The following is a 15436-nucleotide window of genomic DNA, read 5'->3' on the forward strand; positions in this document are numbered from 1 at the left end:
CTCGGATTTCCACGCCGGAACGCAGGATTCTGCAATCTATGGTGAACTAGGCCAATATGGGCACCAGCCCAATTACACATTTTTTCTGTAGGAGCACCGTGCCCAGCAAGGCAAAAACCGGCAAGAAACTCGTGATCGTGGAGTCTCCGGCCAAGAGCAAGACCATCGCCAAGTATCTTGGCGAGGGCTTCATCGTCGAGGCTTCCATCGGCCATATCCGGGATCTCCCGCAGCCATCGGACCTCCCTGCAGAACTCAAGAAGACCTCGCTGGGTAAGTTCGCCGTCGACATCGAAAACGACTTCAAGCCGTACTACGTCGTATCGCCGGATAAGAAGAAGAAGGTCGCCGAGCTCAAGGCCCAGCTGAAAGACGCTGACGCGCTCTATCTCGCAACCGATGGGGACCGCGAGGGCGAAGCCATCGCGTGGCACCTGCTTGAGGTCCTGAAACCCAAAGTTCCCGTGTATCGCATGACTTTCGGTGAAATCACCAAGGAGGCGATTCACCGTGCCATGGATAACCTGCGGGACGTCGATACCGCCCTGGTTGATGCCCAGGAGACCCGGCGTATCCTGGACCGGCTCTACGGCTACGAAATCTCCCCGGTTCTGTGGCGCAAGGTTGCCAGGGGACTCTCCGCGGGACGTGTGCAGTCCGTGGTTACCCGCATGGTGGTTGACCGCGAACGCGAACGTATGGCTTTCCGGGCCGCTTCCTACTGGGACCTGACCGGACAGTTCGGAGCCGACTCGGGATCCTTCAAGGCAAAGCTTGCCGCGGTGGACGGTTCCAAGGTGGCCAGTGGTCGTGACTTTAACGACAATGGCCAGCTCACATCCTCCAACGTGGTGCACCTCAACGAGGAACTCGCAACGTCCTTGGCCGCAGGTCTGCAGAACGCCGATTTCCGCGTTCGCTCTGTAGATACCAAGCCGTACACCCGTCGCCCTGCCGCACCGTTCACCACCTCCACGCTGCAGCAGGAAGCGGGCCGTAAGCTCAGGTTCTCCTCGAAGAGCACCATGCAGGTCGCCCAGCGCCTGTACGAAAACGGCTACATCACTTATATGCGTACAGACTCCTCTGCCTTGAGCGATGAAGCTGTCACAGCAGCCCGCCGCCAGGCCGCGGAGCTCTACGGCCCCGAGTACGTGCCCCAAAGCCCACGCGTATACGCCAACAAAGCTGCAAATGCGCAAGAGGCCCACGAGGCCATCCGCCCCGCAGGTGACTCGTTCCGCACGCCCGCCCAGGTGGCCAAGCAGCTCAGCGGAGACGAATTCCGGTTGTACGAGCTCATCTGGAAGCGCACGGTCGCATCCCAGATGGCCGACGCCAAGGGCTCCACAGCCACTATCCGGCTGGGTGCCGTAGCAGCTGACGGACGCGACGCTGAATTCTCGGCCTCGGGCACCGTTATCACGTTCCCCGGCTTCCTCGCCGCTTATGAGGAGGGCAAGGACGAAAGCCGCGGAGATGACGACTCCGATGAAGCTCGCCGCCTGCCCAACGTGGCCAAGGATGACTCCCTGACGGCCTCGGACATCGTCGCTGTGGGGCACGAGACCTCACCGCCTCCGCGCTACACCGAAGCCTCGCTGACGGCTGAGCTGGAAAAGAAGGGCATCGGGCGTCCCGTCGACCTATGCCTCCACGATTTCCACCATCCAGGATCGCGGTTATGTCCGCAAACAAGGTTCTGCCCTGGTTCCCAGTTGGATCGCCTTCTCGGTGATTCGCTTGCTTGAGCAGCACTTCACGGATTATGTCGACTACGAGTTCACCGCCGACATGGAAGGCGATCTGGACAAAATCGCCAACGGCCAGGCCGTGGGCGCAGCGTGGCTGAAGCACTTCTACTATGGTGAAGACGCTGATCCCGGGCTGTTGAGCATCGTGAACAACCTCGGCGAGATTGATGCCCGCGAGATCAACTCCGTGCCCATAGCCGAGGGCATCACCCTGCGTGTGGGTAAGTTCGGCCCGTACCTGGAAAGCAGCATCCCCACCGTTGATGAGAAGACCGGTGAAGTGGTGGAGTCCATACGGGCCAACGTCCCGGAAGAACTCGCTCTCGGATGAGTTGACAGCAGCCAAGGCAATCGAGCTCATGGAAACCGCGGCTCCCGAAGAACGCGTCCTGGGAAGCGATCCACACACCGGCCATACCGTGGTTGCCAAGAATGGCCGTTACGGCGCCTACGTCACCGAGATCATCCCCGAGATGACCGCAGGAACAGCTGGCAAACCAGCCCGTTGAGTACTACAAGAACGGCAAGCCCAAGCCCCCAAAGAAGCCGGTGAAAGCCAAGCCACGCACAGGTTCGCTGTTCAAGTCCATGACCGTGGACAGCGTCACCCTGGATGAGGCCCTGCAGCTTATGAGCTTGCCCCGGGTGCTTGGCGAGGACGCTGAAGGAAATGTCATCACCGTCCAGAACGGCCGGTTCGGACCTTACCTGAAGAAGGGCACGGACTCCCGCTCCATCGGATCCGAAGAAGAAATCTTCACCATCACCCTGGAAGCAGGCCTTGGAGATCTACTCCCAGCCCAAGCAGCGTGGTGCCCGTGCCGCCGTGCCTCCACTGGCCGAGTTTGGCCCGGACCCCGTGTCGGAGAAGAACATCGTCGTGAAGGAGGGCCGTTTCGGTCCGTACATCACTGATGGCGTCACGAACATCACGGTCCCGCGCTCAACCTCCCTTGAGGAACTGACCCGGGAACGCGCCGTCGAACTTCTTGCCGAGAAGCGGGCCAAGGGCCCCGTCAAGCGGACCACTACGCGCAAGGCACCGGCCAAGAAAGCCGCCGCCAAAAAGTAAGGCAGCAACAAGACAAGGTGCCGTCCGGGAAGCAAGCGAATTGCGTCCCGGACGGCATCGTGGTCGAGTAGAACCATGACTGAACAGACGGCTTCACCGGACAACGGACCCTTGAACGACCTCGAAGCGAAGCTCGCCTTGGCTGAACAGCCGGACGCCAACCCGGTAGACGTCATCCTTGCTTTCCTGAACAACGAGGTCTACCTCATCAGTTCCGAAGCAGTGGATGGACCGGATTCTGCCGTAGAGCCATTGGTCCTTTCCAACGCCGATGGACAGCCCGTTCTGGCAGTGTTCAGCCACCCGAGCCGCGTGGACGAGCGTTTCCTGGAAGCGGCCCCGCACATTCTGGGCACCATGGGCTCGGCGATCCTCGGTAACATCGGCGACGAACTGGGTATGGTCATCAACCCGGGAAGCGAATATGGCTTCGAAATCGATCCTGAGGGGATCGCCAACATCCGTCGCGACTTCAAACGGGCAGACGAAGCAGGGGAGCCAACGGAATAGCTGGCATCCTGAGCACAGGACCTCTGCCTGTCAGCGAAACGTGGACGTCAAGTTGCTTCCCCGGCTTCGAATCAGTGAATAATGGCAGAATGCGTCTTGGCGTTCTCGATATCGGTTCAAACACCGTCCACCTGCTGCTCGTGGACGCCCATCCCGGTGCCCGCCCAGTGGCTTTTGCCTCCCACAAACGGCCACTCTCCCTGGTGCAATACCTGGACGGCGATGGCAACATCAACGACGCCGGCCAGACTGAGCTCATTGAGTTCGTCCTGGAAGCGTGGGAATTCGCAGCACGCCACAAGGCCGAGGATTTGCTCGCGTTTTGTACCTCGGCAATCCGTGAGGCAACCAACGGCGCCGAGGTCCTGGCCAGGGTCAAACACGAGACCACGGTGACTCTCCAGGAGCTCACTGGCAGCGAAGAAGCGTCCATGACGTTCTTTGCCGTTCGTCGTTGGTATGGCTGGGGCGCCGGGCCGATTCTGGATCTGGACATTGGCGGGGGATCCTTCGAAATGGCTTACGGCACGGACGAACTCCCGGAGTTCGCCACGTCCGTTCCGTTGGGAGCCAGCAGGCTGACGCGGGATTGGCTCCATGAGGATCCACCCAGCGCGAAGAGCGTCAAGGAGCTGAGGCGGTACATCCGCTCCACGCTTAAACCTGTTGTCCGCAATTTTCACGAACTTGGCCGGGCCAACCTGGTGGCGGGTACCTCCAAAACGTTCCGCTCCCTTGCACGGATCGCCGGTGCTGCCCCCAGCGGAGCGGGTCCTTATGTGAAACGGGAACTCCACGCCGCGGATCTTGGTTTATGGGCCCAGCGCATATCCGCGATGAAAGTTGAGGACCGCCTATACCTCCCGGGTGTTTCGGATGCGCGCGCCCGCCAGTTGCTGGCCGGGGCTTTGGTAGCGGAGGCCGCATTGGAGCTCTTTGAATTCCCTAAGATGGAAATCTGCCCGTGGGCTCTGCGGGAAGGGCTGATCCTTCGCCGCCTGGACCAGTTGGTCTTCGATGATGCCGTGGATCCCGCGCCGCACGTCGGAAAGCGCAAGAAGGACAAGTCCAAGAAAAAAGCAGTCAAGGAAGGCGACAAGAAGACGGACAACGACGAGCCCCAGCACACGTTTGAGGAGTTCCCGGTGCCGCTGAACACAGTGCCGGTGAACAACCCTGCCCCTGCACCAATTCCGGCCCCCGCGGCAGGCGGGCTGGCTTCCTGAGATGAGCACCGACGTCGAGCCCATTGCAAATAACCGCCACATCCCGGTGGCGCTGTCCAGCGCGTCGGTTTATCCGCTGAGCGTCCATGACGCTTTCGCGGTTGCCCAGGACCTTGGTTATGAAGGCGTTGAGGTCATGGTTACCAACAACGCCGTGAGCCAGAATCCTGACGCCCTCATCCAGCTGAGCCATCGTTACCACCAACAGATCGTCTCTATTCACGCGCCCACGCTGCTGCTCACCCAGCAAGTCTGGGGAGCTGCATGGAACAAGATCGAGAAGTCCTGCCAGATGGCCAGGGAAGTCGGCTGCGACACGGTGGTGGTCCATCCGCCGTTCCGCTGGCAGTCCAACTATGCCGAGAACTTCGCTGCGGGTGTTCGGGAGATCGCGGCGATGTACCAGGTGCACATCGCAGTGGAGAACATGTACCCGTGGCGCGTCCGCGGACGGGAGGCTGTTGCCTACCTGCCGCACTGGGATCCGTTGGGACAGGATTACGACGACGTCACCTGGGACTTCTCGCATGCGGCAACCGCGGGGGCAAACAGTTTGGAAGCAATCCAGGCGCTGGGCAGCAAACTCCGCCACGTTCACCTCACGGATGGTTCGGGTTCCGGAAAAGACGAGCACCTGGTGCCGGGCACGGGGACGCAGCAGTGCGCCGACGCCCTCCAACATCTTGCTTCCAACGGCTTCAGTGGTGTTGTGGTGGCGGAGATTTCAACCCGCAAGGCCAAAGTGGCTGGTGAGCGCGAGGAAATGTTGGCGGAGACACTTCGTTTCGCACGGCAGCACCTCAGCATCCCGCTGGTGCGCTCACACGATAATTAGAAGTCAACGCAATTAAAAGCGAAAGCACCGGCGGCCGAATCGGGAAATGGGGGAAAACCCGCCCCGGCCACCGGTGCTGCTGGCGGACATCCCCATGCCCGCCTCATCACTCGCACCCTCAATGAGGTAACTACTAAGTTACGGACCAAGGTTGGGTGCTGCCTGCAATATTCTTGGGAACAAGCTGTGAATCCGGACAGCGTTCGACCCCTCCATGGGCAAACTGCCATGATGGTGCAATGAGCAACCGAATCGCATTCCTTGGCTGTGGATCCATGAACGAGGCAATTCTGGCCGGTCTCCTTGCCGCCGGCACTGACCCATCTGATGTCGTCGCCACCGTCCGACGCACCGAGCGTGCCGAAGAGCTTGCGCAGCGGTATGGCGTCATGGCGATCGCCGGCGAGGAAGAGCCGGACAACAACAAGCTTGCCACCAAGGGTTCCGGCATAGTCATCCTTGGCGTCAAACCAGTTGGCATTACAGACCTTGCACGGGAGATCAGCCCGGCACTCGCGAAGAACACCGTTGTTGTGAGCGTGGCAGCTGCGGTTTCCATCGCACAGCTTGAGGCCGCCCTTCCGGAGGGGCAGCCGGTGATCCGCACCATGCCGAACACACCCGCAAAGCTGGGCCGCGGCGTCGTATCTGTTTCGCCCGGAACGCACTGCACTCCCGAACAGCTGGAGAAGGTGAAGGCAGCGCTGGCAGGTGCCGGCAAGGTTGTGGAGGTGCCCGAGGAACAAGTGGACGCTTTGTCCGCGATCAGTGGATCCGGCCCCGCCTATGCGTTCTATTTGGCTGAGGCCATGGCCGCTGCGGGTGTCGAGTTGGGGTTGGACGCCGAACTGTCCGTCATGCTGGCCCGCGAGACGGTGGCGGGCGCCGGTTTCATGCTGGCGGAACCAGGTGCGGACCCCACCGCCCTTCGCGTTGCCGTCACCAGTCCCAACGGCACCACCGAGCGGGCCATCGCAGCATTCGACGACGGCGGGATCCCCAGGATCATCGCCGAAGGAGCCCGTGCGGCTGCTACGCGGGCGGCGGAGATCACCAAGCAGCTAGGCTAACCTCAAACCCCACCTAGGGCCGGGCTGCGAAGCGCTCCAGGAGATCGACGTGTCCGGACACGATCAACATGTCATGTCCGGACACCTTGGTTTCCGGCCGCGCATACGTGAAGTCCTCGCCAGGAGTCTTCACGCCGACGATCGTCACGCCGTATTTGGAGCGCACCTTGGATTCCTCCAGGGTGAAGCCCACGGTTTCCTTTGGCGGATACATCTTGACGATCGCGTAGTCGTCGTCGAATTCGATGAAGTCCAGCATGCGCCCTGACACCAGGTGCGCGGCACGGACGCCTGCGTCGGCTTCCGGGTAGATCACGTGGTTTGCGCCGATCCGGCTGAGGATCTTGCCGTGGGATGGGGTGATCGCCTTGACCCAGAGGTGTTGGATGCCCAGGTCCACCAAGTTCACCGTGATGAGCACCGAGGACTCGATGGACGTGCCCACGCCCACGACGGCGGAGCTGAACTCCTGGGCCCCCAGCTGGCGCAAGGCATCGATGTTGGTGGCGTCTGCCTCCACCACGTGGGTGAGCACGGGCGCCCATTTCTGGACGAGGGTGCGGTCACGTTCAATCGCCAGGACTTCCCGGCCTTGCTTGACCAATTGCTCGGCTGTGGCCGACCCGAACCGGCCAAGGCCAATGACCAGCACTGGTGCGTTGTGGGCGGGGCGGTTCGCTGCCCCTGTGGTACTAGCCAATGATTGGCCTCTCTTCCGGGTAGTGGTACAGCTGGCTGCGCTGGCGCAGGGCCAGGCCGGCAGCGAGGGTTACGGTGCCCACACGGCCTGCGAACATGAGTGCGGTCAGGACGTAAACGCCCGACGGCGGAAGCTCGGCGCTGAGGTTGGTGCTCAGTCCCACTGTGGCAAAGGCGGAGATGGTTTCAAAGAGCACCCTGTCCAGTGTTGCGCCGCTGATGGAGAGCAGCAGGAATGCCGCGACCGATACAAGGGTGGCACCGGCAACAATCACGGAGATGGCCACCCGCATGGTGCCTTGGGGAATCGTGCGGCCGTAGACCTTCACGTCGGCATCGCCACGGGCCTCGGCAACAATGGCGAGGAACATGACCGCGATAGTGGTCACCTTGATGCCGCCCGCAGTGGACGCCGAGCCTCCACCGGCAAACATCAGGGCATCCGTGAGGAGCATGGTGGTGGACTCCATGTGGTTCTGATCCACCAGGTTGAACCCGCCCGAGCGCGTCATTACGGAAGCAAAGAGGGAGTGGATGAGCTTGTCTCCCAGATCCATGTGCGCGATGGTCCGCACGTTGTCCCATTCCATGAGGGCCCACAGGACTGTGCCGGCGAGCAGCAGGATGAAGGACACCTGGATGGTGATCTTGGTGTGGAGGTTCCACTTCTTCCAGTTCAGGCCGTTCTGCTGGAGAACCATCACTACCGGGAAGCCAAGGCTGCCAAGGAACACGCCCAACATGAGTGGAACCAGGATCCAGAGGTCGGTCTCGTAAGGGACGATTCCGTCCGAGTGGGGCGTAAAACCGGCATTGTTGAAGGACGAAATCGAGTAGAAGACGCCGTGCCAAACCGACTGCCAGAAGGGCTCCCCGAGGAGCATGAAGCGGGGGATCAGGGCCAGGGCAAGGGCACCTTCAATCACCACCGAGGTCACGATGACGATGCGGAGCAGCGTACCCACTTCACCAAGCCTGCCGGCGTTGTTCATGGCCTCCTGGGCGATGAGTTTGCCGCGGACACCAAGGCGCTTGCTGACCATGAGCGCCAACAGGGACGCCAGGGTCAAAGTGCCGAGGCCGCCCACAAAGATGCCCACCAGAATAATGAGCTGGCCGAGGAAGGACCAGTGCGTGGCCGTGGAAACCACCGTCAGGCCGGTCACGCAGACACTGGAAACTGCCGTGAACATGGACTGGTGCAGAGGAGTAGGCTCGCCCGAAGCCGAGGAGAACGGCAACGACAACAAGCCTGTGAAGAGCAGGATCACCGAGGCGAATGCGACCAAGGCCAAACGGGCCGGGGACGTGTTGGCGATGTTGTCGATGAAGTCGCGCGCACGCGTGAAAATCCATAGACCTTCACGTTCCTGCTGGCCGGGTTGCCAGTTGGCCGGGCTCACGGAGCGCGACTGGCTTTGAGACATGGGGTTCTTCCTCGGTTGAACATGCTTTCCTGAGTAGTAAACCACTATTCCTGCGGCGTAACCGGGCGGTAGTGCAGCGCGGCCTCAGGTAGCCTGTTCTGGATGAACTCCGGGCTTGGAACAACTGCTTCCAGCATTACGCGATCCGCACTGCCAACGACGGTGGTGTGGGACCCAGCCATGACTGCTTACAACTTTGGTCCCAGCCATCCTATGGCCCCGCAGCGGCTGGAGCTAACAGCGAGGCTCGCGGAATCCCTTGGTCTTTTCAGCCACAGCCATGTGGTGGTGGAGGCGCCGGAGTTGGCCACCGACGTCGAACTTTGCTCGGTCCACAGCGCCGACTATGTGGACGCCGTGCGCCGGGTCAGCGAGGATCCGAGCATGCCGGAGGAAGACCGCGGTCTTGGGACTGAGGATGATCCTGCGTTCGCCGGTATGCATGAGGCCAGCGCCCGACTCGCCGGTGGTTCTTTGTTGGCCGCGGAATCGATCCTGTCCGGCAAAGCCATCCGCGCAGTAAATTTCAGTGGCGGAATGCATCACGCGGCACGTGACCGTGCCAGCGGCTTTTGCGTCTACAACGACGTCGCGATTGCCATTCAGCGGCTTCTGGACGGCGGTGTGCAGCGCATAGTCAGCATCGACGTCGACGCCCACCACGGTGACGGAACGCAAAGCATTTTTTGGAATGACCCCCGCGTCATGACCATTTCCCTGCATGAGCTCCGGCCTTACCCTCTTTCCGGGAACCGGTTTCGCCAATGAAACCGGCGGCCCGGATGCGCACGGCACGGTTGTCAACGTCGCGCTGCCGGCGTTCACCGGAGATGCCGCGTGGCTTCGCGCCTTCCATGCGGTGGTACCGCAGCTCGTCGGCGCCTTCAACCCCGAGGTGATTGTCAGCCAGCACGGCTGTGATTCGCACCGCCTGGATCCTCTGACGCACCTCAACCTCAGCGTGGACGGGCAGCGTGAGGCGGCCAGCGCCGTCGCCAGCCTCGCCGCCAGGTACTGCGATAACCGGTGGATTGCCACGGGCGGGGGCGGCTACGACGTTACGGGCGTTGTGCCGCGTGCCTGGAGCCATCTGATCGGGATGGTGACGCAGCGGCCGGTACCGTTGAGCACCCCCGTGCCAGAAGCCTGGCGCAACTATGTCAGGGAGGCTTACGGCGTGTGGGCTCCGGAGTCGATGAGCGATGACGTGGACGTCTGGTGGCGTTCCTGGGAGGTTGGCTACGACCCCGCGGACGAGGTGGACCGGACGGTGATTGCCACGCGCAAGGAGATCTTCCCTCTGTACGGGCTGGATCCCTGGTTCGACTGATCGACGGGGGCCGTCGCAGCACGAAACAGGGATGCCATTTGGCGTATATGTCGCTAGGGTGGGAGGCATGGTGACTGACGACGTATTTGCCGTCATAGCTGAGGCAACCAGACGCGACATCCTGGTTTCACTCCGCTCTGGGGATAAAGCTGTAGGCGAACTGGTGGAAGAACTGGCTGCAAGCCAGCCCACTATCTCCAAGCATCTGAAGGTGCTCCGCGAGGCTGACCTCGTCAGCATGCGCGCCCAGGGACAGAAGCGCTACTACGCGCTGAACCCGAAACCGCTGGCCGGCGTAGCTACGTGGCTGGAAACGTTCGACGTCGGACCCTCGGCTGCCCCCGCCGTCGGACCTTCCGTGGAAGCAGCCCCTCAAACGGTGGCTTCCGCTGAAGCGGCTTCGGTTGTGGAACCCACGGTGCCGGATCTCGTTGCAACTCGTGCAGACGCCGTCAGCAAGGCCGTAAAAGTCCACTCAGATGCGATGCCCGTCTCGCTGGACCCGGCATCGGACGATACCGTCCCGCAGCAGATCGGCCGGACTGTTGGCCGTGCTGCCACTAAGGCAGCGGATCTGCTGGCCAACCTCCCGAACCTTCCCAACCTCCCGAAATTCGGTCGCAAGCGCTAGAGCGCTATATCCAGAGCAATCCAACGTGATCTCCAACACGTTGTGAGGTTTCGTTAAGGTCCGTTTTCCTTGGATTTGCGGGGTTTTTCTACAGTTGTATTAACTCCAAGTGGAGGGTCACAATCCCATCGGATGGAGATCCTACCTCCGTTGGTGCAACCATGAGCGGGACTGAATCGTCTCGCCGCCGGTTGGCGCACTGAGGGATAGGAAGACGCATGGATTCGAGGCTCGAAGCTGTCAGGAACACCGTGTTGGCGCGGAATCCGGGCGAGAAGGAGTTCCACCAGGCTGTCACCGAAGTCTTCGAAAGCCTGGGTCCGGTTCACGATCGGCACCCCGAATTCCTGGAAGGCGCCGTGCTGGAGCGTCTCTGCGAACCTGAACGGCAGATCATCTTCCGCGTACCGTGGACCGACGACTCTGGCCGCGTCCACGTAAACAGGGGTTTTCGGGTGGAGTTCAACTCGGCGCTCGGCCCCTACAAAGGTGGACTCCGGTTCCACCCCTCCGTCTACCTGGGAATCATCAAGTTTCTCGGCTTTGAGCAGATCTTCAAAAATGCCCTCACAGGCATGCCGATCGGCGGTGGCAAGGGCGGTTCCGACTTCGATCCCCGCGGACGCTCGGATGCCGAGATCATGCGGTTCTGCCAGTCGTTCATGACCGAGCTGTACCGGCATATCGGTGAGTACACCGATGTTCCTGCCGGTGACATAGGCGTTGGCGGGCGCGAGATCGGCTTCCTCTTCGGCCAGTACAAGCGCATCACCAACCGCTACGAATCCGGAGTGCTCACCGGCAAAGGGATTTCCTGGGGTGGTTCGTTGGTCCGGCCGGAAGCCACCGGCTATGGCACGGTGATCTTTGCCCAGGAGATGCTCAAGTCCCGGGGCACTTCCTTTGACGGCCAGCGTGTTGTGGTGTCCGGTTCCGGAAACGTAGCCATCAATGCGATTGCCAAAGCGCAGTCGCTCGGTGCAACTGTGGTGGCCTGTTCCGACTCGGCCGGTTACATCGTGGACGAAGGAGGAATCGACGTCGGGCTTTTGCGTGACATCAAGGAAGTGGAACGCGCCCGGCTGACGGAATACGCGCTTCGACGGCCTGGATCCAGCCACGTAGCGGGCGGCTCGGTGTGGGACGTTAACGGCACGGTCGCGCTGCCTTGCGCCACCCAAAACGAGCTCGACGGCGATGCTGCCGCCAAGTTGGTCAGCAACGGCCTGATCGCGGTGGCCGAGGGAGCCAACATGCCGTCCACGCGTTCGGCGGTGTCAGTGTTTCAGGAGGCTGGCATTCTGTTCGGCCCGGGTAAAGCCGCCAACGCGGGGGGTGTTGCTACGTCCGCGCTGGAAATGCAGCAGAACGCCAGCCGTGATTCGTGGTCATTCGAGCACACGGAACAGCGGCTTACCGAGATCATGGTGGGCATCCACGACCGCTGTGCAGCAACCGCGGACGAGTATGGTTCGCCTGGTAACTATGTGCTGGGCGCCAACATCGGCGGCTTCGTTAAGGTGGCCGACGCGATGCTGGCTCAGGGCCTGATCTAGCGCCGTCCTTGCCCAACTGGGTAGCAGATAAGGCCGTTCTGAGCGCTCAAAACGGCCTTATCTGCTACTTACTTGGGCGGGCGCTAGTGCTGAAGCAACCGCACGTGGTCCGGGTTCAAGTCCGCCACCTTGCTGACGCCCAGCAGTGCCATGGTGCGGGTCATGTCCTTCTCGAGGATCTGAATGGTGCGGTCCACGCCTTCGCGTCCGCCGGCCATGAGTCCGTAGAGGTAGGCCCGGCCAATCAGGGCAAAGTCTGCGCCCAAGGCCAAGGCTGCCACGATGTCGGCGCCGCTCATGATGCCCGTGTCCAGCATGACGGCGGCCTTGCTGTTGTCAGCCTTAAGCGCCGAAGTGACCTCGGGAAGCAGGTGGAACGGGATGGGTGCGCGGTCCAGTTGGCGGCCACCATGGTTGGACAGGACGATGCCATCAGCGCCGTGGTCCACCACCTTACGGGCATCTTCAACGGTCTGGATGCCCTTGACCACGAGCTTGCCCTTCCAGGTTTCACGCAGCCAGTCGAGGTCGTCATAAGTCAGCGTGGGGTCGAACATCGAGTTGATGAGGTCCGCCACCGTGCCGGTGTAGCGGGAGAGCGACGCGAAGGTCAGCGGTTCATGGGTCAGGAAGTTGAACCACCATGCGGGTCGGTAGGACGCATCGAGGACGGTCTTGAGCGTCAGCGCCGGCGGGATGGTCATGCCGTTACGGACATCCCTCAACCGAGCCCCGGCTACAGCGGTATCGACGGTCACCATGAGGGTATCGTTGCCTGCTTTTGCTGCACGCTCAATCAACTCCAGAGAGCGGTCGCGATCGGTCCACAGGTACAGCTGGAACCAGTTGCGGCCGTTCGGAGCCGCCGTAGCAACGTCCTCGATCGAAGCAGTGCCCATGGTTGACAGCGTGTAGGGGATGCCTGCGGCTTCCGCCGCCTGGGAGCCGGCGTATTCGCCCTCGGACTGCATCATTCGGGTGAATCCGGTGGGGGCGATGCCGAACGGGAGACGTGACTCCTTCCCCAAAATGTCCGTGCGGAGGTCAATCTTGGAGACGTCGCGAAGGATCCCCGGGCGGAATTCGATGTCCTGGAACGCCTGGCGAGCCCGGCGCAGGGTGATTTCTTCCTCCGCGGCCCCGTCTGTGTAGTCGAAGGGTGCCTGCGGCGTGCGACGCTTGGCGATGTCGCGCAGTTCCCAGATAGTGCTGGCGCGCTTGAGGCGGGCGGCCTTGCTGAATTCGGGCTTCTTGAACTGCATCAATGGAGCCAGATCGGACACCTTGGGTATGCGCCGCTTCAGTGCCGGAGGTTGCACGACGGCGGGCGTCGGCTGGGGCGGGCGGCTGACGGTTTCGTCGCTGCCGGCATTGGCCGGGGCGGCTGTGAGCTTCGGATCGAGGGTGTCGGTCATGCGGTTCTCCCTTGAAATTCTGTGGTCCTACCACTGTGGTCTAACCACACTGTAAGCCATGTGGTTGGACCACATCAACTAGTATTCCCGTATGCGTACCCACGAACTAGTCCTGCAGTGGATAGAAAAGCAGCTATCCGACGGCGACCTCGCCCTCGGCGGTCGCCTCCCCGGAGAACGGGCCATGGCCGAGCAGCTGCAGGTATCCAGGACGTCTGTGCGGGAGGCTGTACGGATCCTTGAAGCAATGGGTGTTGTGCGCGCGGGAGTTGGCTCGGGCAAGGATGCGGGAACTGTAGTGATCGCCGAGCCCGGCTCTGCACTGGGCTCCACGCTCCGCCTCCACGTGGCAACCCGCCACCTTCCCGTGGCTGACATCGTAGAGACGCGGGTGTTGCTCGAATCCTGGGCGGCTGCGCGGGCCAAGGTTGGCGCCCCGGCCCTTGATGAGGCGGCGGCGCTGCTCGAGCAAATGGACAACAGCCCGGACATCGAGACGTTCCTGGCACTCGACGCCCGGTTCCATGTGGCTCTGGCACAGGCTGCGGGGAATACCGTGGTCAGTGCCATGATGGCGTCACTGCGTGGCGCCATTGAAAACTACGCCGGGAAACTCACCGGAAACCTGCCTGACTGGAAGGCCACCTCAGACAGGCTTCGAGCGGAACACCACGCGATTCTGGCAGCCGTCAACGCGAACGACGGCGGCCAGGCGGCAGATCTTGTGGCTGCCCACATCCAGGGCTTCTACAAAGAGGCCGGAGTGGGCTCGCAGGCTGCCGGGGAATAGAGCAACGCGGGGTCACTTATGGCCCATGTTGGGCTTCCGGATGGGCCACAAGTGACCCCGCGTTGCATTTCTAGGCGGGCTTCAAGGCCGGTGCCGCGGTGCTCTTGCGGATTTCCATCCGCGGCGAGAACTCATCCTGGGCTTGCGTGGTGGATTCTCCTGCTTGCTGGATCTGCTCCCGCATCCTGCGCCAGGCCAAGCTCCCAAGTTCATTGATGGGAACGGCAGCGGTGGTCAGCGGGGGAGTGGTGTACTTGGCGAACGGGATGTCGTCGAACCCCGTCACTGAGATGTCCTCCGGAACCCGCACTCCGTGCTCGTGCAGGCCGCTGAGCAAGCCCATGGCGACGAGGTCGTTGAAGGCCAGGATGCCCGTTGCGCCACTGGCGATGATGGCCTCAGTGGATTCATGTCCGGAGTCGAAGTTGGACCCGCCGTGGAGCATTTGGAGTTCAATCTCCGGGTGCTCTTTCCGGAATTTTTCCAGGCCCACCAAGCGCTGGCGGTTGGATGCGCTGTGTTCAGGTCCGGAGAGGAAAGCCAGCCGCCGGTGACCCAGGCCCACCAGGTGTTGGGCCAGTTCCTGGATGCCTTGGCCGTAGTCCACGCTGAGGCTTGGAGTGTTGGTGGCCACCGTGGTGCGGTTGATGAGTACCAGCGGATGCAGCGTAGGTGCCAGCTCTTCAAGTTCGGCATCGCCCATTCGGGGTGCGCAGAGCACCACTCCATCGCAGCGGCGACGGGCTTCTCCGGCAAGGATTGCTTCCTCACTGGTTACTTCGGATGAATCCGCGATCAGGACGCGATACCCGTCCTGGGCTGCTGCAATGCTGAGTCCGCGAAGGATGGCCTGGAAGGTGGGGTTGGCCAGGTCCGGGACAACAATGCCGATGGTGTCAGTCTTGCCCAGTGCCAGGCTTCGTCCCACGGGGTTGGGTTGGTATTTGAGCTCGGCCGCGGCAGCCCGGACGCGGGCGGCGATCCCGGGATCCACGGCGGCGTTACCGTTCATGACGCGGGACACTGTGGCGTGCGAGACGCCTGCCTTCTCCGCGACATCGGCAATGCCAATCCGCCGATTGGTGTTCCTCCGTGCCATGTTGCCCCTTCCGGTTGGCTGT

12 protein-coding genes and 2 pseudogenes are annotated in these 15436 nt (G+C 61.9%); 9 read left to right on the forward strand and 5 right to left on the reverse strand.

Translation table 11 applies throughout. The annotated features are described in order from the left end of the window. The first annotated feature begins 98 nt into the window (after positions 1 to 98). The 5 genes and pseudogenes from topA to proC all read left to right on the forward strand — a co-directional run bounded on the left by topA (position 99) and on the right by proC (position 6467). A pseudogene (topA, locus tag ACTAQJ_RS21115) lies at positions 99 to 2826 on the forward strand (type I DNA topoisomerase). A gap of 75 nt (positions 2827 to 2901) precedes the next feature. Further along, entirely contained in the window at positions 2902 to 3336 is a 435-nt protein-coding gene (locus ACTAQJ_RS21120) for an SseB family protein (RefSeq protein ID WP_224165298.1), read from the forward strand. A gap of 89 nt (positions 3337 to 3425) precedes the next feature. Then, a complete protein-coding gene (locus ACTAQJ_RS21125) occupies positions 3426 to 4562 on the forward strand; it encodes a Ppx/GppA phosphatase family protein (protein ID WP_431116464.1) in 1137 nt (378 codons plus the stop codon). Between the two features lies 1 nt (position 4563). After that, on the forward strand, positions 4564 to 5397 hold the full coding sequence (locus ACTAQJ_RS21130) for a sugar phosphate isomerase/epimerase family protein (RefSeq protein ID WP_498699152.1): 834 nt from the start codon (positions 4564 to 4566) through the stop codon (positions 5395 to 5397). Between the two features lie 239 nt (positions 5398 to 5636). After that, positions 5637 to 6467: a pyrroline-5-carboxylate reductase gene (proC, locus tag ACTAQJ_RS21135; protein ID WP_498699153.1), complete on the forward strand. Its 831-nt coding sequence runs from the start codon at positions 5637 to 5639 to the stop codon at positions 6465 to 6467. A gap of 13 nt (positions 6468 to 6480) precedes the next feature. Here the strand turns inward: proC and ACTAQJ_RS21140 are convergent, their stop codons facing one another. Genes ACTAQJ_RS21140 through ACTAQJ_RS21150 form a run of 3 tightly spaced genes read right to left on the reverse strand, consistent with a single transcriptional unit; the run spans position 6481 to position 8775 of the window. Next, positions 6481 to 7119 carry a potassium channel family protein gene (locus ACTAQJ_RS21140; protein WP_377652913.1) on the reverse strand — a complete coding sequence of 213 codons (639 nt, stop codon included), beginning with the start codon at positions 7117 to 7119 and terminating at the stop codon, positions 6481 to 6483. Between the two features lie 40 nt (positions 7120 to 7159). Continuing rightward, positions 7160 to 8593, reverse strand: a complete 1434-nt coding sequence (locus ACTAQJ_RS21145; protein WP_431116460.1) for a TrkH family potassium uptake protein — start codon at positions 8591 to 8593, stop codon at positions 7160 to 7162. Between the two features lie 44 nt (positions 8594 to 8637). Next, positions 8638 to 8775 carry a hypothetical protein gene (locus ACTAQJ_RS21150; protein WP_431116458.1) on the reverse strand — a complete coding sequence of 46 codons (138 nt, stop codon included), beginning with the start codon at positions 8773 to 8775 and terminating at the stop codon, positions 8638 to 8640. Here ACTAQJ_RS21150 and ACTAQJ_RS21155 point away from each other — a divergent pair. From ACTAQJ_RS21155 to gdhA, 3 genes and pseudogenes are all read left to right on the forward strand, one after another. After that, positions 8774 to 9923, forward strand: a pseudogene (locus ACTAQJ_RS21155) (acetoin utilization protein AcuC). The gene ACTAQJ_RS21150 and the pseudogene ACTAQJ_RS21155 overlap by 2 nt on opposite strands. A gap of 67 nt (positions 9924 to 9990) precedes the next feature. Beyond that, positions 9991 to 10554, forward strand: a complete 564-nt coding sequence (locus tag ACTAQJ_RS21160) for an ArsR/SmtB family transcription factor (RefSeq protein WP_498699155.1) — start codon at positions 9991 to 9993, stop codon at positions 10552 to 10554. Between the two features lie 218 nt (positions 10555 to 10772). Continuing rightward, complete coding sequence (gene gdhA, locus ACTAQJ_RS21165; protein ID WP_498699157.1) at positions 10773 to 12110, forward strand: NADP-specific glutamate dehydrogenase; 1338 nt, start codon at positions 10773 to 10775, stop codon at positions 12108 to 12110. An 83-nt stretch (positions 12111 to 12193) separates the two neighbouring features. Here gdhA and ACTAQJ_RS21170 read toward each other — a convergent pair whose 3' ends face one another. Next, positions 12194 to 13525: an alpha-hydroxy acid oxidase gene (locus tag ACTAQJ_RS21170; protein ID WP_477516424.1), complete on the reverse strand. Its 1332-nt coding sequence runs from the start codon at positions 13523 to 13525 to the stop codon at positions 12194 to 12196. A 91-nt stretch (positions 13526 to 13616) separates the two neighbouring features. On the opposite strand from ACTAQJ_RS21170, the gene ACTAQJ_RS21175 reads away from it, so the two are divergent. Next, positions 13617 to 14315, forward strand: a complete 699-nt coding sequence (locus tag ACTAQJ_RS21175) for a FadR/GntR family transcriptional regulator (protein WP_442003460.1) — start codon at positions 13617 to 13619, stop codon at positions 14313 to 14315. A 70-nt stretch (positions 14316 to 14385) separates the two neighbouring features. On the opposite strand, the gene ACTAQJ_RS21180 is transcribed toward ACTAQJ_RS21175, so the two are convergent. Then, the gene (locus tag ACTAQJ_RS21180) at positions 14386 to 15414 is read right to left on the reverse strand and encodes a LacI family DNA-binding transcriptional regulator (protein ID WP_431116451.1); all 1029 of its coding nucleotides are present in this window, start codon (positions 15412 to 15414) and stop codon (positions 14386 to 14388) included. Positions 15415 to 15436 lie beyond the last annotated feature (22 nt).

This window comes from Arthrobacter sp. alpha11c (assembly GCF_054149985.1).